The 18,656-nt window shown below is 44.4% G+C and carries 18 protein-coding genes, 2 tRNA genes, 1 rRNA gene and 1 pseudogene; 5 read left to right on the forward strand and 17 right to left on the reverse strand.

What is annotated here, in order from left to right; translation table 11 throughout:
- The first annotated feature begins 135 nt into the window (after positions 1-135).
- Together BUB66_RS10175 and BUB66_RS10180 are read left to right on the forward strand one after the other, a co-directional pair.
- A complete protein-coding gene (locus tag BUB66_RS10175) occupies positions 136-435 on the forward strand; it encodes a hypothetical protein (RefSeq protein WP_073258182.1) in 300 nt (99 codons plus the stop codon).
- Between the two features lie 134 nt (positions 436-569).
- Complete coding sequence (locus BUB66_RS10180) at positions 570-2,201, forward strand: Na/Pi cotransporter family protein (protein WP_073258184.1); 1,632 nt, start codon at positions 570-572, stop codon at positions 2,199-2,201.
- Between the two features lie 77 nt (positions 2,202-2,278).
- Here the strand turns inward: BUB66_RS10180 and BUB66_RS12180 are convergent, their stop codons facing one another.
- Positions 2,279-2,434: a hypothetical protein gene (locus BUB66_RS12180; RefSeq protein ID WP_159431530.1), complete on the reverse strand. Its 156-nt coding sequence runs from the start codon at positions 2,432-2,434 to the stop codon at positions 2,279-2,281.
- Between the two features lie 118 nt (positions 2,435-2,552).
- Between BUB66_RS12180 and BUB66_RS10190 the strand changes: the two genes are divergently transcribed.
- A complete protein-coding gene (locus BUB66_RS10190) occupies positions 2,553-3,254 on the forward strand; it encodes a ZIP family metal transporter (protein ID WP_073258188.1) in 702 nt (233 codons plus the stop codon).
- A 9-nt stretch (positions 3,255-3,263) separates the two neighbouring features.
- On the opposite strand, the gene BUB66_RS10195 is transcribed toward BUB66_RS10190, so the two are convergent.
- From BUB66_RS10195 to BUB66_RS10210, 4 genes are all read right to left on the reverse strand, one after another.
- Positions 3,264-4,955 (reverse strand): B12-binding domain-containing radical SAM protein, encoded by a 1,692-nt coding sequence (locus tag BUB66_RS10195; protein ID WP_073258190.1) that lies wholly within the window; start codon positions 4,953-4,955, stop codon positions 3,264-3,266.
- A gap of 75 nt (positions 4,956-5,030) precedes the next feature.
- Positions 5,031-6,197: a tRNA uracil 4-sulfurtransferase ThiI gene (gene thiI, locus BUB66_RS10200; protein ID WP_073258192.1), complete on the reverse strand. Its 1,167-nt coding sequence runs from the start codon at positions 6,195-6,197 to the stop codon at positions 5,031-5,033.
- Between the two features lie 3 nt (positions 6,198-6,200).
- Complete coding sequence (locus BUB66_RS10205; RefSeq protein WP_073258216.1) at positions 6,201-7,352, reverse strand: cysteine desulfurase family protein; 1,152 nt, start codon at positions 7,350-7,352, stop codon at positions 6,201-6,203.
- Entirely contained in the window at positions 7,330-7,674 is a 345-nt protein-coding gene (locus BUB66_RS10210) for a winged helix-turn-helix domain-containing protein (protein WP_073258194.1), read from the reverse strand. The genes BUB66_RS10205 and BUB66_RS10210 overlap by 23 nt, the downstream gene beginning before the upstream one ends.
- Positions 7,675-7,777: 103 nt before the next feature.
- Between BUB66_RS10210 and BUB66_RS11920 the strand changes: the two genes are divergently transcribed.
- Both BUB66_RS11920 and BUB66_RS11925 read left to right on the forward strand, forming a co-directional pair.
- Positions 7,778-8,002, forward strand: coding sequence for a spore coat protein (locus tag BUB66_RS11920; protein ID WP_244269831.1), 225 nt, complete (start codon positions 7,778-7,780; stop codon positions 8,000-8,002).
- A gap of 24 nt (positions 8,003-8,026) precedes the next feature.
- Complete coding sequence (locus tag BUB66_RS11925) at positions 8,027-8,239, forward strand: spore coat protein (RefSeq protein WP_066354696.1); 213 nt, start codon at positions 8,027-8,029, stop codon at positions 8,237-8,239.
- A gap of 25 nt (positions 8,240-8,264) precedes the next feature.
- Here the strand turns inward: BUB66_RS11925 and queG are convergent, their stop codons facing one another.
- The 12 genes and pseudogenes from queG to BUB66_RS10275 all read right to left on the reverse strand — a co-directional run.
- On the reverse strand, positions 8,265-9,275 hold the full coding sequence (gene queG, locus BUB66_RS10220; protein ID WP_073258196.1) for a tRNA epoxyqueuosine(34) reductase QueG: 1,011 nt from the start codon (positions 9,273-9,275) through the stop codon (positions 8,265-8,267).
- A 67-nt stretch (positions 9,276-9,342) separates the two neighbouring features.
- Positions 9,343-9,430, reverse strand: a tRNA-Leu gene (locus tag BUB66_RS10225).
- Positions 9,431-9,441: 11 nt separating this feature from the next.
- Positions 9,442-9,516, reverse strand: a tRNA-Asn gene (locus tag BUB66_RS10230).
- 16 nt (positions 9,517-9,532) lie between these two features.
- A 5S ribosomal RNA gene (rrf, locus tag BUB66_RS10235) occupies positions 9,533-9,647 on the reverse strand.
- Between the two features lie 55 nt (positions 9,648-9,702).
- Positions 9,703-11,670, reverse strand: coding sequence for a corrinoid activation/regeneration protein AcsV (gene acsV, locus BUB66_RS10240; protein WP_244269832.1), 1,968 nt, complete (start codon positions 11,668-11,670; stop codon positions 9,703-9,705).
- Between the two features lie 80 nt (positions 11,671-11,750).
- Positions 11,751-12,128 (reverse strand): glycine cleavage system protein GcvH, encoded by a 378-nt coding sequence (gene gcvH, locus BUB66_RS10245; protein ID WP_073258200.1) that lies wholly within the window; start codon positions 12,126-12,128, stop codon positions 11,751-11,753.
- A gap of 16 nt (positions 12,129-12,144) precedes the next feature.
- Positions 12,145-14,268 (reverse strand): acetyl-CoA decarbonylase/synthase complex subunit alpha/beta, encoded by a 2,124-nt coding sequence (gene acsB, locus BUB66_RS10250; RefSeq protein WP_073258202.1) that lies wholly within the window; start codon positions 14,266-14,268, stop codon positions 12,145-12,147.
- A 24-nt stretch (positions 14,269-14,292) separates the two neighbouring features.
- Positions 14,293-15,078, reverse strand: a complete 786-nt coding sequence (acsE, locus tag BUB66_RS10255; protein ID WP_073258204.1) for a carbon monoxide dehydrogenase/acetyl-CoA synthase methytransferase subunit — start codon at positions 15,076-15,078, stop codon at positions 14,293-14,295.
- An 18-nt stretch (positions 15,079-15,096) separates the two neighbouring features.
- Positions 15,097-16,458, reverse strand: a complete 1,362-nt coding sequence (acsC, locus tag BUB66_RS10260; RefSeq protein WP_073258206.1) for an acetyl-CoA decarbonylase/synthase complex subunit gamma — start codon at positions 16,456-16,458, stop codon at positions 15,097-15,099.
- A gap of 24 nt (positions 16,459-16,482) precedes the next feature.
- On the reverse strand, positions 16,483-17,418 hold the full coding sequence (acsD, locus tag BUB66_RS10265; RefSeq protein WP_073258208.1) for an acetyl-CoA decarbonylase/synthase complex subunit delta: 936 nt from the start codon (positions 17,416-17,418) through the stop codon (positions 16,483-16,485).
- 16 nt (positions 17,419-17,434) lie between these two features.
- Positions 17,435-18,232: an ATP-binding protein gene (locus tag BUB66_RS10270; RefSeq protein ID WP_073258210.1), complete on the reverse strand. Its 798-nt coding sequence runs from the start codon at positions 18,230-18,232 to the stop codon at positions 17,435-17,437.
- Positions 18,233-18,247: 15 nt separating this feature from the next.
- Positions 18,248-18,656: pseudogene (locus BUB66_RS10275) on the reverse strand (dihydrolipoyl dehydrogenase); the annotation flags it as partial.

Raw genomic sequence — 18,656 nt, forward strand, 5'->3', positions numbered from 1 at the left:
GTAGACTACAAATTTTGAAATTAATTGTCTAGACATGCGAAAAGTAGAAAAGCAGAAAGTGATTTTAATTGAGAATAAATTATAGCATTATGAGAATAAAATTTATAGAGGCAACAAAACGAGGAGAGTGTTGTAATGATTTCAAGAAACCAACTAAGAGGTATTACTTTTGGAGTTATCTGGTGTTTGATTTCATGGATTCCATATTACACGGACTATTTATCTATCTTTCGGCCAATTATAGGAATTCCTGCTTACCTAGGCCTTAATCTAGAACTTTTGCTGAACAAAGGAGATTCTTTCGCTTACAGCATCTTAATAGGCGCCGGAATAGGATTTGTTATTAGTAGCCTTGTCGGATTTGCAAAAGATGGAATCAAAATAATAGGACTTTTCCCGCGAAATAGGAAAAAGCTTTATAAAAGGGGCATTTAAAAGCCCTTTTTTTGTTAAGTTGTATCTATGAAAGATATAGCTAATAAGATTCGCATTACCAATTTAGTTTTAAAATGTCCAATATTATGCTATAATTACTTGTGGTCAAAAAAATATTTTGGGAGTGGATATGCTTGAGTTTAGAGAATTCACTTACACTTCTGGGAGGCCTTGGGCTTTTTATTTATGGTATGAAGCTTATGGGAGAAGGTTTGGAAAGAGCTGCTGGGGACAGGCTGCGTGTAATATTGGAATATTTTACTAGAAATCGGTTCATAGGAGTCCTTACAGGTACATTAGTAACTGCACTAGTACAAAGCAGCAGCGCCACCACAGTAATGGTAGTCGGACTTGTCAATGCACGTATAATGGACCTCATGCAAGCCAGCGGCGTTATAATGGGTGCAAATATAGGTACAACCATAACCGCCCAGCTCATAGCTTTTAAACTTACTAAACTCGCCCTTCCTGCAATCGGTTTGGGTACCGCCATTCATTTGTTTTCAAGAAATAAGCGCCAAAAATTTTTAGGCCAAGTAATACTCGGCTTCGGTCTTTTATTCTATGGAATGCAAACAATGGAGATTGCCTTAAAACCTCTCTCAAAAATGCCTGAATTTGTGAAATTCATGACTAACTTCAGTAAAACACCTATACTAGGCGTATTAGCGGGATTTATAACAACTGGCATAATTCAGAGCAGCAGTGCTACCATTGGGATCCTCCAGGCATTAGCAGCACAAGGAATAGTAGATATTTCTATAGCTTTACCCATCTTATTTGGGGATAACATAGGCACATGCGTAACTGCCCTGCTTTCCAGCATAGGAACTAATGTCACTGCCAAAAGAGCAGCATTTATTCACCTTCTTTTTAATATAATAGGTACGATAATATTCCTGCTCATTTTACCCATTTTCATAATATTCATCGTCCACACTTCATTAGATCCCGTAAGACAAATCGCAAATGCCCATACCTTTTTTAACGTTGCAAATACGGCAATCCAGCTTCCCTTTGCTGCACTATTGGTCAAGATAGCAACGTACTTAATACCAGGCAAAATTGAAATCATAGAAAAAGGCACAAAATATATAGACGAAAGATTCCTTGAAACTCCTGTATTCGCTTTGACACAAGCAAGAAAAGAAATAGCCAGAATGGGAGAACTGGCATTGAAAAACCTTCAAGAAGCCATCAAACTCTTTATGAATTTCAGCGAAAATGAAACCAAGGTTCTCAGGGAAAGAGAAGTAGTGATAAATGATTTGGCAAGGGAAATTACCAGATATGTCTCACTTCTTTCGCAAAAGCCCTTATCTTCTGAAGAATCAAAGGCGATTGCGGATATGATAAATGCCGTCAATGATATGGAACGGGTCGGCGACCACGATGTGAATATTTTGGAACTTGCCGAATACAAAGATGAACATAAACTTCCCTTCACAGACGAAGCTATAAAAGAGCTTCTAGAAATGGCATCTTTAGTTGAAGAAAGTTTCTCTTATGCAATAAATGCATTTCAGGACTTTGATTCAAAACTTGCGGCTACAGTAGTTCAAAACGAAGATAAGATTGACTCTATGGATCGTAAACTGAGAGAAAATCACATAAGAAGACTCAATGAAGGAAAATGTAATCCGAGTTCCGGTGTCATTTACCTAGATTTAATAAGCAACCTTGAACGCATAGGCGATCATGCTTTCAATGTAGCGTCTTATATTCTAAAAATGGACAAACATTATAAAAGACCAACCGTATGGTAAAAAGGGCCGTTTTTAGTGCGCTGCCCTTTTGGTTATAATATAATAATGGTTATAATATAATAAAAAAGAGCAAGGTCTTAACCTTGCTCTTCTTTTGCATCTTCTAGATCCCCTTTTTCGCTAAATGACTCTTCTTCCACCACTTCTCTGCCGCAATAAGGACATTTCCATACTCTTAGATCTGCTGCAGAATAAGACCTTTTTAAACAGTAAGGACATACAGAGTATGGCAAAACAAACCCCCCATATTTTTTATGACTTTTAATTATTTTATATAAAAGCTCCGCTTCGCTTCCCAAATTTATTTAATTCAACGCTTTCTTCTTAAATCCTCCATAGGAGGTAACATTTATGAACATTTTTCTTAAGATTTTTTTGTACAGCTCCCTCTCCGGCCTAGCAGTAATACTGGGCGGCTTTTTTGGGACGAAAAAAATTCCGGATAAAATATTTGCCTTTATACTCACTTTCGGTTCAGGGGTGCTAATTTCGGTATTATCTTATTCTCTAATGCATGAAGCATATCGTCATTCAGGTGCGGTACTCACATCTTTGGCTTTCTTGACAGGAGGAATCGTATTTTACGCTTTAGAAAGATTCCTTGTGAATAGAGTTACTCCTGGTATGGGCCTTATACTTGGGACCGCATTAGACGACCTACCTGAAGCACTCAGCATGGGCATAGGTTTTGCAAGTGATACAGGGAGGCTGGGCATAGTGCTTGCGCTTTCGATTTTTTTACACAATATCCCGGAGGGCATCTCATCCACTACTGAATTAATAAGAGAAGGCAAATTTTCATCTAAGGCCGCTATGACTTTAGCAGGGTTAATTGCTTTGCTTGACCCTTTCGCAGCATTAAGCGGATACTATTTGCTAAAGGATATAGGTCAAACCTGGCTCGGAATGATAATGGCCTTCTCTGGAGGTTCAATTCTTTTTATGACCGGTACAGATATGATTCCAAAGGCTCATCAAATAGGCGATGAAATCGACAATATGGGTCTTCTCATCGGCTTTCTTACCGCCTTTCTCCTGAGCAGACTTATGTGAAAAAAATGCTTATTCATTGATTTTTGCAAAACAGGTTTTCCCTTTATTGTAGAAGAATATTATTCCTATTTCATTTTTTCTAAAATCGTTCGTCAAGTCATAACGGAAAATTCCATAATTAATTTTCTTCCATAATTCTCTTTCTGATAAACTTTGAGCTTCCGGCAAATTCTGTTCCAACCAATGCCTGTCGCTCAAAATCAACCTCACTTTATCTTTGAGTTTCCTGTCCTCTTTTAGCTCTACACAATCGGGAACAGAACCTTTACCGCCAGAATAAAAAAAGTCAAATTTAATAAGGTCTTTCACGAGCATTTCTTCTACCTTCAAGGTTTTTGAAAAATCTTCGAGGTAATCGTATAGCGACTTTAGAGAAAGTTCTTTTCTGAAAAGGCCTTTTCCCCGCCAGTACCTGTACATCTCATAATAAAAATCAAAAGGTCTTTTAAAGGTTTTCGCAAGGTAGCCTAATGTAAACTTAAAACGGCCGGTATTGTAGTACTTATCGATGAGCTTTGCGATACCTTTGAGCACCGATAGTTCTTCATATCCTATCCACCGGTTGTAGAGGATTTCATAAGGAGCGCAAGACCTATAGACTATTCCGTACTCCTTCGCCTTTTCCCTCAGAACAGTACCTTTCAAAAGTTTCAAAAACCCCAATTGAATTTCATCGGGTTCGAGTCGGTATACATCGTCAAAAGCCTCGCTGAAACTTGCAAAGTCGTCATAAGGAAGGCCAGCGATTAAATCGACGTGGAGTTTTATCCCTGCTTTTTTTAAAAGTTCGACGCCCTTTATAGCTTTCTTAAAATCGGGATTTCTTGAAATTTCCTTTAAGCTTACAGGATTAGTCGTTTGTATTCCGACTTCAAACCTGAGCCTTTCTTCGATCCCCTCAAGAGCTTCTAAAAATCTGTTGTTTACAAGCTCCGGATTCACTTCACAGTGAAAAACCGTATCTCCGCCCAATCGTTTTATTATATTTAAAATCGCTGTCGCTCTTTCGGTATTGCAGTTAAAAGAACGATCTACTAATTTTACCAGAGGGACATTTTTACCTACAAAAAAAGCAAGGTCCCTTTCTACTTTATCGAGGCTTGCCACCCTCACGGTGGAATCTAATGATGAAAGACAAAAAGCACATCTAAAAGGGCAGCCCCTTGACGTCTCGTAGTATACTATCCTGTTTTTTAAATCTTCACTTTCGTCGTATGAAAAAGGTATTCCATCCAACGATACAAATGGACCTCTTTCATTAACACGTATTCCACCATTTCTGCGGTAGGCTAATCCGGGAACTTCCTCAAAAGAAAGATAACCACGCATAGCATCTATAAGCTTTTTAAAGGAAAGCTCCCCTTCTCCGACGATGATGAAATCCACATAGTCGCATCCTTTTAAAACTTCACCGGCATCGTATGAAACCTCCGGGCCGCCGAAGACTATCACAACTTCTGGTCTTACCTTCTTCAGGTTTTCCGCCAAATAATGTATATCTTCAATATTCCAGATATAACATGAGAAAGCCACAATGTCGGGCTGTTTAAAAATAATTTCGTCCAATATATCATCCATATTGTCGTTAATTGTGCCTTCAAAAATCTCGATGTCCTCCAAGCCGCAAAAAGCTGCTATATTCCTAATCGCAAGGTTCGTATGTACGTATTTTGCATTTACACCTATCAACAATATCTTCATCTTTATCCTCCACCGTAAATCCGCTTATTGTCTTTGTCTATACTTACTGAACAATAAGTAAAAGGTGTTTTTCTCCTAATAAGACTCGGTTACCTCTATTAATTCAACATTATCTGAACTCTTCTTTATAAATCCTTTAATATCAAATCTCTCCTCTGCCTTATGGACATCGTCCAGTTTCGGTCTAGTTTTCGGATGTTCAGGGACAAATATGGAACAACAGTCGGCATACGGCTCAATGGAAATGTCGTAAGTGCCGATTTTTTTAGCCAGATCAATTATTTCCACTTTATCGAATCCTATGAGCGGCCTGAATACCGGCAGTCTTGCCACCTCATTAGTAGCCACCAAAGCTTCCATGGTTTGGCTGGCCACCTGCCCAATGCTTTCGCCAGTTATCAAAGCCTTTGCACCGATTTTTGTTGCTATTTCCTGGGAAATTCTAACCATCATCCGCCTCATCAATATTGTCAAAAGTTCGTTGGGACCTTTTTCTCCCAGTTCTTTGAGGACATCAGTAAAATTTACCACATGAAGGCGGATTTTGCCGCAATATTCTGCAAGAATCCGGCACAATTCAATAACCTTTTCTTTGGCCCTATCGCTGGTGAATGGAAAGCTATGAAAGTAAACTGCCTCTATCGCAACTCCCCGTTTCATCACCATGTATCCCGCGACCGGACTGTCAATTCCACCGGACAGCAAAAGCAGAGCCTTCCCGTTCGATCCCACAGGAAGGCCACCGGGACCCGGGATTCTTTTGCAATAGACAAACCCTTTTTCCCTTACTTCTACATTGACTTCAATGTCCGGATTATGGACATCCACCTTGAGTCCTTTTAAGTTTTTCAGAATATGAGCACCCACCATGCGGCTTATATCCGGAGATTTAATCGGAAAAGACTTGTTGGTTCTTCTGCTTTCTACTTTAAAGGTCTTACCTTTGTAATCGACTTCTTTAACTGCTTCCAGGGCAGCACTTTTGATTGACTCTATGTCCAGGTCACAGCTTTTTGCAGGACTTATTGCTACAATCCCGAAAACCTTTTTTAGCCTTTCTATCACTTCATCCTGTGGTCCCGCTACCCTCACGTATATTCTCCCGTGGGTTTTCTTTACATCCAACCCTTCAAACCCTTCGAGGGCCTGTTTTATCCTTTTTATCAAAATGCCTTCGAAAAACGGGCGGTTCTCTCCCTTTAACCCAATTTCTCCGAAGCTCAAAAGGTAAATGCTTTCCATCCTCTACCTCCGAACGTATTTTCTTAATTCATTCACTTCTTTTTTCAAAATTTCCACTGTATAATCAATATCCTCGATAGAAAGAAACGGAGATAAGCTAAAACGAATAGCACCTTCTATCTCTTCATCGGTCTTGCCCATGGCGGCGAGCACATGACTTTTTACGCTTTTGTGCGACGAACAGGCCGACCCCGTAGATACATATATACCGTGAGATTCTAACGCGTGAAGAAGGACCTCCGCTTTCGTTCCGAGAAAGGATATATTAAGAATATGCGGCGCACCGTCATCCGGACCATTTAATACCGAATCCGGTATTTCCGAAAGAATTCCGGTCTTCAACCTTTCCTTTAATTCTCTCATCTTAACCTGCCATAAGCCAAAATTTTTAAATACAAGTTCTGCCGCTGCCGAAAAACCTGCTATCCCAGGGACGTTTTCCGTCCCTGAACGCAATCCTTCTTCCTGACCTCCTCCGTTAAATAAGGGCGTTATTTTCGTCCCTTCCCTGACAAACAGCGCTCCCACTCCCTTAGGTCCGTATATCTTGTGGGCGCTCAACGACAAGAGATGTACGCCGGAAAGATTAGGGATTAGCGGAACCTTTCCAAAAGCCTGGACTGCATCCACATGAAAAAGGGTATTTTTGTTTTGCGATATAATTTTTGCGGCGTCATGGATGGGCTGTATTGATCCAACTTCGTTGTTTACGTACATAATGCTTACAAGTATTGTATCGGATTTTATCGCTTGTTTTAATTCTACTAAATTTATATGCCCCTTTTCATCCACATTAAGATAAGTAACGGAAAAACCTTCTTCTTCCAATTGTTTAAATACATCCAGCACAGAGGGGTGTTCTATCGATGTGGTTATAAGGTGCTTTCCATATCGCTTTCTGGCGTAAGCCGCTCCCTTTATCGCCAGATTGTTGGATTCAGTGCCGCCAGATGTAAAATAAATCTCCCTTGCTTTCACACCTAAAAACAAAGCCAATTTTTCCCTGGCTTTATTGACTATTTTTTCAGCTTCCATACCTTTTCGGTGAAGCGAAGAAGGATTCCCAAAAGCTAAAGTCAAAGCGTGCACCATTGCATCGACGGCTTCTTTCGCTACTTTTGTGGTAGCGCTATTATCCAGGTAAACCTCTTTCATTTCCACCACGTGACCACTCCTTTATATGTTCGTCTATTTTGTCAATTAATTCACCGTACCGTTTCATTATTTCTTTTGCCTTTTCCGTCAGAACCGCTCCGCCTCCGTATTCTCCTCCTTTGTGCCTCTCCAAAAGTTTGATCCCCAATCTTTTTTCTATAACCTTTATTTTCCCCCATGCTTGCCTGTAGGACATATTTTGAGCCTGAGCAGCCCTATTTATGGAACCGTATCTTTCCACTAACCGCAAGAGATTGTAAATTCCTTCACCAAAAACCTGTTTTCCATCATGTTCTATCCACACTTTATATTTAATTTCCATTATTTTCACCCTAAGTTAATTTTATTAAATAAAAGACTACAATTCAACTTCAAAAGCTATTTTTACCCACGAATATAAAAAAATACGGGAGGAAAAAATAAACGTGGAGGTGGTTATCGTGCAATTGACCCAAAAAGAAAAGCTATACTTGCAAGATACGCTGAGCCATGAAAAGGTAAGTGTTACAAAGTGCAATTTTTACGCAGGCCAGGTGCAGGACCCACAAATAGCAAACATGCTCAGGAATCTAGCGACCAGGGGACAGCACCACATAGACACAATCACAAACCTTCTCAGCCAAGCGGGAATTCAGCCCCCATCCTATTAAGTTTAAAAGGAGGTTCGGTTTTTTATGCATCAAACGGTTACTATCGCGGACAAAGATGTTATGAACGACGTGCTCATGACTATGAAATACCTGTCTGGCGTCTACGAAACGGCAATTATGGAATGCACCAACGAAGCTGTCAGGAATGCCCTCCGCCAGATTCAGGACGAAGAGCAGCAGAATGCAAAAATGGTTTTCGATTACATGCTTCAAAAAGGATGGTATAAACCGCAGTAAAACAAGGCAGTCTTTTGACTGCCTTTTATCTCTTCAAGGCCCACATCGCGTGTTCCCTTATTAAGGGCGAAGGGTCGGAGAGAAGCTTTTCAAAGTATCTTTTACACCCTACTCCGGCATTTGCCAAAGCAACCGTTGCATTTCTGCGCAACACGTTTCTGCCGCGCCAGGCAATGGGGGTCAGCTTGAAGTTTTTATCGAATTCCACCTTATCCATAAAAATCAATTTAGTAAGACGTCTTTCTATTTGATAGTCCAGCATAAACTCTTCATGCTTAACAAGGATAATTTTTTTATTCTTGGGACATGCTTCTTGACATATATCGCAGCCAAACAATCGCAAGCCCATTATATCTCTAAATTCTTCAGGAATTGTCCCCTTCATTTGTGTAATATAAGAAAGGCATCGGAAAGGATTCAGTCGATACGGCTCTTCTAAAGCTCCCGTCGGACAGGCCTTTACACACTTGCCGCAGTTATCGCACAGGTTACGGCAAGGCATGTCCGGTTCTATTTCCAGGTCGGTTATCAACTCGCCTAAAAAAACCCAGGAACCAAACTCCTCGGTGAAAAGACACGTATTCTGACCAATCCAGCCTATTCCCGCCCGCCGGGCAGCCGCCCTTTCCAAAAGGCCTCCTGAATCGACGAATATTTTTGATTTGGCCCCCCACATGGAATAGATGAAATCGGCCATTAACTTTAATTTTTGAAAAAGCACATCGTGATAGTCACGCATTAAAGCATATTTTGATATTATTCCAAGGGGTTCTGACGAATTTTCTCCGGGAACATCCTCTTTTTCAAAAAAATAACTCACAGCAAAGCAAATAATCGTCTTTGCCCCGGGAAGATGCTTTTCGAGATGGCACCTGAGTTCTATATCGCTCTCTTCGAAAGGCGAAAAAAGTCCAGCCCTTTTCCTTTCCATCAATATCTCTTTCTCTTCCCAAAAAGGTTCGGCACTCGCAAAGCCTATTTTATCGAACCCTATTTGTTTTGCGTAATTTCTAATTTGTTCTTTTCTGTCAAACATAAATTTATCACCAAAAAAATAAAAATAAAAACGGTTTTCGAAGAATACTCGAAAACCGCGACCTTCTTGGTGCAGGGAGCGGGATTTGAACCCGCACGGAGCGAACCTCCACTACCCCCTCAAAGTAGCGTGTCTGCCAGTTCCACCATCCCTGCAGTTTAAAAAATGGCTCCTCGAGTAGGATTCGAACCTACGACCCTCCGGTTAACAGCCGGATGCTCTACCGCTGAGCTATCGAGGAACGCCATATTTTAAGATTTCGGCAGCGTCCTACTCTCCCGGGGAATACTCCCCAGTACCATCGGCGCTGGAGGGCTTAACCTGTGTGTTCGGAATGGCTACCGGTGTTTCCCCTCCGCCATGGCCACCGAAATCTTTTCATTCTACGCTTTCCACTTATAAATTTTACATGCCTTTGCCTTTCCTGTCAATACCCCGAATAGAAAAAGTTTTTTTCCTTTTTGCCGGCAGAAAATAGTTCGGCGTCCGTGTGAGGCAGAAAACAAGCCGCCGTAAATTCTTCCATGTAAGACGGGAAGGCGCTGAGTTCCACATATGTTATCGATTCAGCTATTTGTTTTGCTTTCTTCCTGGCGTCATCGCTTATAAGGCAAAGGTAAGCTCCTTTGAGGGAACTGTTGCCTATATAAATGAATTTTTCCTCTTCCAACACCGGCAGTAGGCCTATAGCTATTGAATTTTTTATATCAAGCTTTCTCCCTATACCACCGGCTATTATTATTTTCTCGATGTCCCTTGTATCCATAGCCAGGGTATTGAGCAGGGTTCTTATTCCTGCGTACACCGCTCCCTTTGCTCTGATGAAGTTGTCCAGGTCGATTTCGTTTATTGTTATATCGCGCCCGTCTTCAGTTTCATCCTTAAAAGCTACAACGTATTCGTAAACTTCCAGATCTTTATCAAACCTTATCCTTTCGGACTTTAAATTCGCGTTTATCTTTCCCCTCGGGTCTATAATTCCGCTCAAAAACATGGCTGCTATGAGGTCTATAAAGCCCGAACCGCAAATTCCCCGGGGTTTGCCGCCTCCTATCACGCTGTAGGAGGGTTCAAACGTCCTTGCGTCTATCGTCACTTCATCTATGGCCCCCCGCATAGCCCTCATGCCGCAGCTCATCTCTCCCCCTTCAAAAGCAGGACCTGCAGAACACGCGCAAGCCACCATAACTTCACGGTTTCCGAAAACCAGCTCGCCGTTGGTGCCAAGGTCAATAAAAAGCACCTTCTCATCGCTTTTCCAAATCCCAGCCGCCAGTACTCCCGCGACGATATCTCCTCCGACATAACTTGCCACCCCCGGCACTATAAACACCGGCGCATCGGGATTTATACGAATTCCTACATCCCTAGCCTTAAGCGGCGGGTGGTTTCTGAATGCCGGTATATAAGGTTCCAGCCGTATGTTTTCCGCTTCCACCCCGAGAAGAAGATGGGCCATCGTGGTGTTTCCGGCAAAAACTCCGAAAACTATCTCTTCAGGATTTAAGCCGCTTCTTGCAGTCATTTCTTCAACAAGACGGTTTATCGTGCCGTCGATGATTGCACGATTTAGAGTTGAAAGGCCACCTTCTCTTGTAGAATAAATGATTCGACTGATGACGTCGGCCCCGTACTGAATCTGCAAATTGCCGGCACACGCCGACTCCTTTATTTTTCCAGTCTCGAGTTCCACCAGATTCGCCGCCACAGTAGTCGTCCCCACGTCAACGCTTATGCCGTAAAGGGGTTTATCCTCGTCAGAACCTCTAATATCTATTATCTCATATTCGTCCTTTTCTCCTTGCAGTACAACGTTTATTTCAAAACCATTCCGCCTGAGAGTTCCCGGCAGCTTCTTTAGCAAATCTAGAGAACACTTATAAGATGCAAAGCCTAGTCTTTTTTCAAGTCCCCTGCAAAGGCGTTCCCAGTCCGGGATGTTGTCGTCTAGCGTCGGAGGGGCTAAGTTGAGCTTTATTTTCTCAAACCCGCTTTTGATTGCCATCCCCGAAGCTTGCAGCATCCTTCGGGCCTTTTTTATCCATCCTTCTTCCTCTTCACCGGGAGTTAAATCCTCTACCAGCACATCGCTTGCTGCTTTAACTTCCTGAATTTCTACCACCATATCGCTCCGGACATACGTAAGGCACGCCAGGCATAAGCCTCTTTCATAATCTTCATCGGACAGCGCGGGAGATTTTTCATACGAATAATTCCCCTCGAGTATCTTTATCCTGCACTTTCCGCAGTGCCCCCTTCCGCCGCAGGGCGCGTCGATGAAAACTCCAGCCCTGCGGGCAGCTTCCAGTACAGTGGTACCTATTTTCACTTTTACGGTCCTGTTTTGAGGTTTGAACAATATGTTGCATCCATCCATGTTTTCACCTTTTCTCAAATTTAGAATAGCGCCGGGGACGGACCCTGATCGGCAGAATTTTACAGGGCCTTTCCCCGGCGGTTTACCTTTTTCACGGCTTACTTTAACAGCTCCGAGTATTCAACAGCATCCATCAGCCCTTCCAGATCGGCCGGGTCGCACATTTTAACCTTAATCATCCATCCCTTTTCATAGGGGGATTCGTTGACAAGCTCCGGACTTTCGGCCAGAACTTCGTTTACCTCTACCACCTCTCCGCTCACAGGAGCATAGAGGTCCGACGCAACCTTTCCCGATTCTATACTCCCGAAAACCTCATCCTTTTTGATTCTGTCGCCAACCTCCGGAAGGTCCACGAATAGGACCTCCCCCAATTTTTCTTGGGCGTAATCGGTAATGCCGACAACGGCAATATCCCCTTCTACCCTTACCCAGGTGTGTTCCTTATGGTACCTGATGTCGGATGGTAAATTCATAGCCAAAACCTCCAATCTACATAATTGGGTCCATAGTTAAAGCAGGATGACCTACTTTGTTCAAGAATTCTACTACCGAATCGGGGTCGGTTCCCACGGTTTCGTCTGCTATCATATCGGCGAAATTTTCAAAACCTATTTCCTTGCCCCTTTGATTCAACTTTTCTCTTAAGGCCTCTTTCAATTCCTTCGGCATCCAAACCAGCCTCTTTATTCCGCCTTCTGCCAGGAGGAATTTCCTGCTGGTTATATACTGCCTGCCCATACCCATAAAACCGGGGGTCTGGACGCCTCCTCCAGTGGTGGACGCCAATTCGCCGAAGGTCATGCCGAGGGGAGTCATTCCCGCATATTCCCTGTTTACTATTATCACGCCGTTGGCTTCGGGCATTACTCCGCATATACACTCGAAACAACCGCAGGAGGTCATGGGATTTTCCATAATCGAATAGATATTCACTTCTTTAGTGGCTCCGTGGGAAAGTTCCTGCACCGCCCTATTTATCGAATCCCATGAACCCTTTATCTCGTCCTTACACTCTCCCTTCACAATCGGCTGACACGGGCCTGTGGGATTTATTTCTTTTGTTGCCTTGGCGTCAAGCCAGCTTACGGCACCGCAGAGCCCTAATCTTTCCGGCGTCACTATACATACGTGTGCAGGTGCGAATGACTGGCACAAAAGACAGGAGTAGAAGGTGTCCACGCTTTCATCGGTAAGTCCTGCAAGTCTTGCATCCCTGGCTTCGTATTTCGGCTTTGCAATTTCTTCGCCAAGTTTTATTACCTTTTCTTTGTCCGTGTAAATCTTGACCTGTACCTTATCAATAATGTTGCCAAACTCATCCAGCATCTTGGCGTACAGCGCTTCTCCTATGTGGTGCAGCCTGAAACCGGCTTCGTACGTTGATTTGCTGATTCTAAGCCACATAATATCCCTCTGTCCTATATGCATTACGCCCTCTATATAGTTTAGGAAGTAATGTATCCGGCGTTCGATAACGGGTTCGAAATCTTCCTGCATGTTTTTGCCCGCAACTTCCACCAGAATTGCCAAAGGCAGCTTTCCGCCTTCGGGGGCGAGGGTATCTATGTCTGGACCTATCACCTCTATCCTATGGTCCTCCACATCCGCCATATCCCGCATCCTTACCAGTTCCCAGGCAGGAGTTCTTCCCCCGCCGAATTCTGCGAACATATCTTCTTTCCTTACTCTCTCGCCTTCAAAGGCAGCCGCAAATCCTACGGGTATAGGCACTTCGGTTATTTTTATCTTTATGCCTCGGGCCTCCAAAGAAGTGGGTACTATTTTGTCGTAGTCCTTTTGCACTATAAGATAATGGGGCACTTCCTGCACATCCTGGTCGGTAATCACTGGAAATCCGAGGGCTATGGCACCTGCACCGGCGGATACGACAAGTTCGCTTAAGCTCCCCAGGGCGTTTACGAAAGCCGGCACTCTTTCTCTGGTATACTTTAATAGTTCCTCCAGATTGCCGGGAGGTACCGCGCCGAATATGAGGGCCGCCCTTATCGCAACAGTCACCACGTGGATTACGGAAGTCACATCATACCCCAGGGGCACAACGCGGAGTTCAAGCCCCATTTTTACTTTGGCCTCCAAGGCCTGGTCGATTATTTTCCCAACCAAGAAAACAAGAAGGCCTTTGTTCTGGTAATCTTTAATGACTTTAGCCGCTTCTTGTGCAGAAGGTGCTTCACCAATTACAACCGCTACACCAGGTATATCTCCGGTGACCAGCGGAACCCCTAATGAACGGATTACCGCATCGGAAATGAACCCGACGCATGGCTCGCTGTAAGGTTTTTCTTCCACGGCATATTTGCACGCCTCAATTATTTCGGCAGAAAGTGCCGTAGCAAGCCCGGCGTTCAAAGCTTTTTCCAGGTTTTGTTCGGGCACTATCAGGCTTTCGACGATGGAAAGGGCATCCCGCAGTTCGCCCAGAGTTCCTATCTTTTTTCCGGTCGCCGCATATATTGCAGGAAGGCTGTATGCCGTCTCGGGAAATGCCACCTTGGCGTCGCTTCCCTTTTTCTCGATTGCTGAATCAACAGCAGCTTTCGCAGCTTCCAGGGCCTGTTTAGACCCCTCAAAAATAATGTCAAAAAGCGCCACATTGGCCACCCCTTTTCTTTATTTTTATAAATCAAGATAAGAATCGCAGTACAGGTTCCATCCCTTTATAACTTCGGCTGTCTTAATTACATCCATCAATAATTTGTTTAGAGGGTTGATGATGGCGGAACTCAAGCCGCACTGAATTGCCATCGAGCAAAATACCGCCTCGATAAGGCCCCTTATCTCTTTAGGACATCCGTTGGATACATTGCTCAAACCGCCGGTGGTCTTCAGCCCCATTTCCGAAATCTGCCTTACGGCATCGAGCACTTCCTGCTGCTTTTCCTGCATTCCCTTTACCACGACAAACAGAGGGTCAAATAGTATATCTTCGGGATTCAATCCAACCGCTATAGCCTTATCGAGAATTTCGGTACAGTAAGTTATGCGCTCTTCGTTATCCCTCGGTATGCCTTCCTTGGCGCACAATCCTATTACCATCGCACCGTATTCGGCAGCCACTTCCAGCATGCCAATCCTTGCACCAGCATCGGCTGAATTTATAATTGCCTTGCCGGGCTTGGGGTCGTACACCTTGAGTCCCGCCTCGATGGCCTTGGTATTTGCGGTATCAAGGCAAAGCGGCGTATTTGGAAATTCGCTCTGCAGGAGCTTCACCACCCACGGCATGAGTTCCTCCCCGTCTTTCTCGGCAGGCCCGATGTTGACATCCAGGTAATGAGCTCCTGCTTCAATTTGCTCCCTAGCCCTTGCTATTATGGGCTCGGGGTCCCTTTCCTGGAGGGCCTTCCTTATCACTGGGGAAATGACGTGAATCCTCTCGCCTATCGTAAGAAATCTTGCCATACCTACACCTCCGCTAATTTAGGACACCTTTTTGTCCGCATAATCTCTGAGGAACTTGGGCAGCAATGCCGCTTCATCCGGACCAACCACCACTTTCCAGCCGGGCAGTTCGTCTTCGATGTCGGCTTTCAGCACCGCCACCTTTCCCGGTATTACAATCTCCCTGGTCTTCAGTTTCTCTTCTACGGCAAAATCTTTTACCGCTTTTGCTATTGACTTGCCGCTGAGTTTGCCAGAAGCCCAGGCAGTAAGCACCGAATATCCGCCGGCATCCGGAATCAGCATCCAGCTAGGTATTTTTGACCTTTCAACTTCGCCGGAGACGATAAAGTACGTAAGCGCGAAATCAACCGTCACAAGAAGCGGCGAATTTTCATCGGCGGAACCTATCTTGTATAGGCCCTGCTCGACCTTCATCGGCCTTTGCGGGTCGGTATAGATGTTTTGCCTTAACGCAAAAAGCGGTAAGGCTAGGGAATAATCAATATCATCCAGCACTATCACTGATGCGTATTTTTCAACAAACAGCGTGGCCATCGCAAGCTGCATCATTTTATCCTTCGAAAGCCTATTTACGAAAACTAATGTTGGATAACCTAAGGTTCTGTCCTGGGACAGCAAAGCAGTCCGCCTTATATTGACCACGTCATCGAAAGTTTGCTTTAAAGTGCCGCTTTCGGTGCTAAGCAGTAATTCACGGTAACCCAGGTTCTGGATTTTCTGAACAAGATTGTAGAGCTTTTCCTGGTCGGGTGCTGTAACGCCAAGCAAAAGGCCGTGTTGCTTCGCCAGTTCGACCATAGCTTCGCAGTTTTGTTCATCGGCGCCGAACAGAATCGGACCTGACTCCTTGCATTCTTCAACGGCTGCTCTTGCAATTTCTGGATTTGATGTTATTATCATTGGAACAGCCTTCTTGCAACTATCCTTGACTTTCTTTATAAGGGAAAGAAAGGTCTCTTTATTACCGCTTTCGCACTTCAAGGCCGCTATTTCGACGTACATTTCTTCGTTAATCCTGACGTAATCTACCTTGTTCATGCGGGCTATTTTACCCTGTATTTCCTCTTCGCTCATGGCATCGGAGAATAAAACGGCGAACCTGGGCTTATTGACGAAGGTTTTTTCGTGTCTGAAGAGGACCGTCTCTCCTCCAAGGTTATAGCATTTATCGCCCGCGCCGAATTTTACGGTCCTCATGGGAGGGGCTGTTGCTTCCGAGAGCCGAGCTTTTGCATCATCGGACATGTAGGGACACTTTGTAGCCTCAACAGCTCCCTGAGCCAGCTTCATCGCGAAAGCAAGACACGTTGGAAAACCGCATTCCTTACAATTTTTCTTAGGCAATAGCTTGTATATATCCATTCCGGTCAGAGCCATCTTCAATCTCTCCCTTTTTGTTTTCTAAATCAAGCAATTGATTAATTCCCTTAGAACTTGCAGAGACCTCGGATGCCTCAAAATCACTGCATTGGCCCCCGCTGCGAGAACACCCACGGCTGTAGAAATTTCAACGGCAATTCCTCTCTCTTCTTGATTGCCCCATTCGGGGACGTCCTCCTCCGTAGCCACAGATTCCTTTACCTTCCAGGTTTCAAAGGAAACCGGCATAATTATCGGCATCTGAAGGGTGGTGTCGTTCTGGTCGAAAGCGGCGAGCCTTATCCTATCCAGGGTTGTCACCACGTACTCGAATCCGTATCCTACTGCGGAACATCCTGGATTCATCAGCATCTTTTCGGGTTTCACCCCAAGCTGCATTAACAGAATATTGAGCTGTTTTGCCAGGTTAAGGTCCACCGAAGACTCAGCCACCACTATGTTGCCGTACGCCAGACCTACCGCCGCGCCTACTTCCTTGTAATTGCCCTCCACCGCCGAAAGAAAGGCGATATTTTTTTCAGGGAGCGCTTCCGCAACCTTAGTAAATATTTTTCCGTTTTTTTCGTTGGAGTCGCATCCTGCTATTACAAGGGGAAGCTTTACAGCTTCGGCTACTTCTTTTGCAACTAAAGCGCATTCCTCAGGGCTTTTATCGCCCGCATCATTGTTTGCTCCGACTAATCTCAGGCAAATAAAGTCGGGACTGTATTTTTCTTCCACGTACTTTGCCCATTCTGCTGGCTTTCGGACCCTGTCTCCTAGCTCGTTTACGATTGTCGCAGGCCAGCTTTCAGGGTATACATCCCAAATCTCCATACCTAACGCGGGTTTATGACCAGTATCTCCGTCAAAACTATAAAAAGGAAGTACCGATTCACCCCCCAGCTTCAAGTTCTCCCCCAAAGTCACTTCCCTTATCTTACCTGTAAATTTTTGAACTGGTTTTTTGTACGCCATGCCATTCGCCTCCGTTTTAGGCCATTATGGCCTTTTTTCTCGTTTCGATTCCGGGAAGAAGGATATTGTCGAGGATTTCACGATAAGCCGATAAAGCTTTATTCTCTCTGGATATCTTCACAAGAGGTATTCCCTTGTTGTCCAAATCGAAGATCTCTTCATCAAGAGGAACAGTTCCGGCAAGAGAAAGATTATAGCCTTTTACTGCATCCAAAATTTCCTCAGTAAGTCCTCTCGCTGGAACCCGGTTTATTATCAGGAAAAGCTCGCCAACATCGAGTTTTAGTTCTTCTATGAGGCCTTTAATTCTATAAGCAGCTTCCACACCTCTTTTCGAGCATTCGCTTACCGCAAACATGAGGTCAACTTTTCTTGTCGTGCCCCTGCTCAAATGTTCCAGGCCCGCTTCGTTATCTATCACAATAAAATCGTAGGAATTAGAAAGTCTGTCGGTAGCTTCCCTCAGCACGCCATTGGCGAAACAGTAACACCCCCTTCCTTCCGGCCTTCCCATAACAAGAAGGTCATACCCCCTTGCCTCCACAATGGCCTGCTGCATCCGGAAATTCATATATTCGGCCCTCGTCATTCCTCCGGGGAAAATTCCTTCTTGATTGTTTTTAACTTCTTCTTTTATATCGCCAAGCGTAGATTCCACTTCGACACCAAGGACCGAATTTAGATTGGAGTTAGGGTCTGCATCCACCGCCAGCACAGTACCCAGTTTTTTTTCAACCAGGTAAGCTACGGTAAATCCAGCCAGTGTCGTCTTTCCGGTGCCTCCCTTACCCGCAAATCCTATGGTGTAAGCCATGACAACCATCTCCCATCATGCGCTGTGTATTGACATGCCGTGCACATCGTGCAGGGCTTCCATGACCGCCTCGCTGAAAGTCGGGTGCGAGTGGATAATTCTACCCAATTCTTCTGCGGTTATCCCGCAGCTTATCGCAGGAACTAGCTCGTGCACCAGGTCCGTGGCGTTCGGACCCATAATCGCTGCCCCTAGAATTTTATCCGTGCCCTCGTCGGCGATTATCTTGGCAAAGCCGGTTATCTTACCCGCCGCCTGGGCCCTTCCTAACCCTCTAAAGTAGAACTTGCCTATCTTTACCTTGAATCCGGCTCTCCTGGCTTCTTCTTCGGTCATCCCGACCGCCCCTATTTCGGGGTCGGTAAATACTCCCCGGGGCACCGCTTTGTAGTCCATGCGGCTCTCTTTTCCCATTATGTTTTCC

Source organism: Caldanaerovirga acetigignens (assembly GCF_900142995.1).
In the GTDB taxonomy this organism is placed as follows: domain Bacteria; phylum Bacillota; class Thermosediminibacteria; order Thermosediminibacterales; family Thermosediminibacteraceae; genus Fervidicola; species Fervidicola acetigignens.

Bases quoted from the DNA above. Each gene is read 5' to 3' on its own strand.
- BUB66_RS10195 (WP_073258190.1), bottom strand. From the start codon at position 4,955: ATGAAGATATTGTTGATAGGTGTAAATGCAAAATACGTACATACGAAC.
- BUB66_RS10205 (WP_073258216.1), bottom strand. From the start codon at position 7,352: ATGAAAGAGGTTTACCTGGATAATAGCGCTACCACAAAAGTAGCGAAA.
- BUB66_RS10210 (WP_073258194.1), bottom strand. From the start codon at position 7,674: ATGGAAATTAAATATAAAGTGTGGATAGAACATGATGGAAAACAGGTT.
- gcvH (WP_073258200.1), bottom strand. From the start codon at position 12,128: ATGAATTTACCATCCGACATCAGGTACCATAAGGAACACACCTGGGTA.
- acsC (WP_073258206.1), bottom strand. From the start codon at position 16,458: ATGGCTCTGACCGGAATGGATATATACAAGCTATTGCCTAAGAAAAAT.
- queG (WP_073258196.1), bottom strand. From the start codon at position 9,275: ATGTTTGACAGAAAAGAACAAATTAGAAATTACGCAAAACAAATAGGG.
- BUB66_RS10175 (WP_073258182.1), top strand. From the start codon at position 136: ATGATTTCAAGAAACCAACTAAGAGGTATTACTTTTGGAGTTATCTGG.
- BUB66_RS10190 (WP_073258188.1), top strand. From the start codon at position 2,553: ATGAACATTTTTCTTAAGATTTTTTTGTACAGCTCCCTCTCCGGCCTA.
- BUB66_RS10270 (WP_073258210.1), bottom strand. From the start codon at position 18,232: ATGGCTTACACCATAGGATTTGCGGGTAAGGGAGGCACCGGAAAGACG.
- acsD (WP_073258208.1), bottom strand. From the start codon at position 17,418: ATGGCGTACAAAAAACCAGTTCAAAAATTTACAGGTAAGATAAGGGAA.
- BUB66_RS11925 (WP_066354696.1), top strand. From the start codon at position 8,027: ATGCATCAAACGGTTACTATCGCGGACAAAGATGTTATGAACGACGTG.
- acsE (WP_073258204.1), bottom strand. From the start codon at position 15,078: ATGGCAAGATTTCTTACGATAGGCGAGAGGATTCACGTCATTTCCCCA.
- thiI (WP_073258192.1), bottom strand. From the start codon at position 6,197: ATGGAAAGCATTTACCTTTTGAGCTTCGGAGAAATTGGGTTAAAGGGA.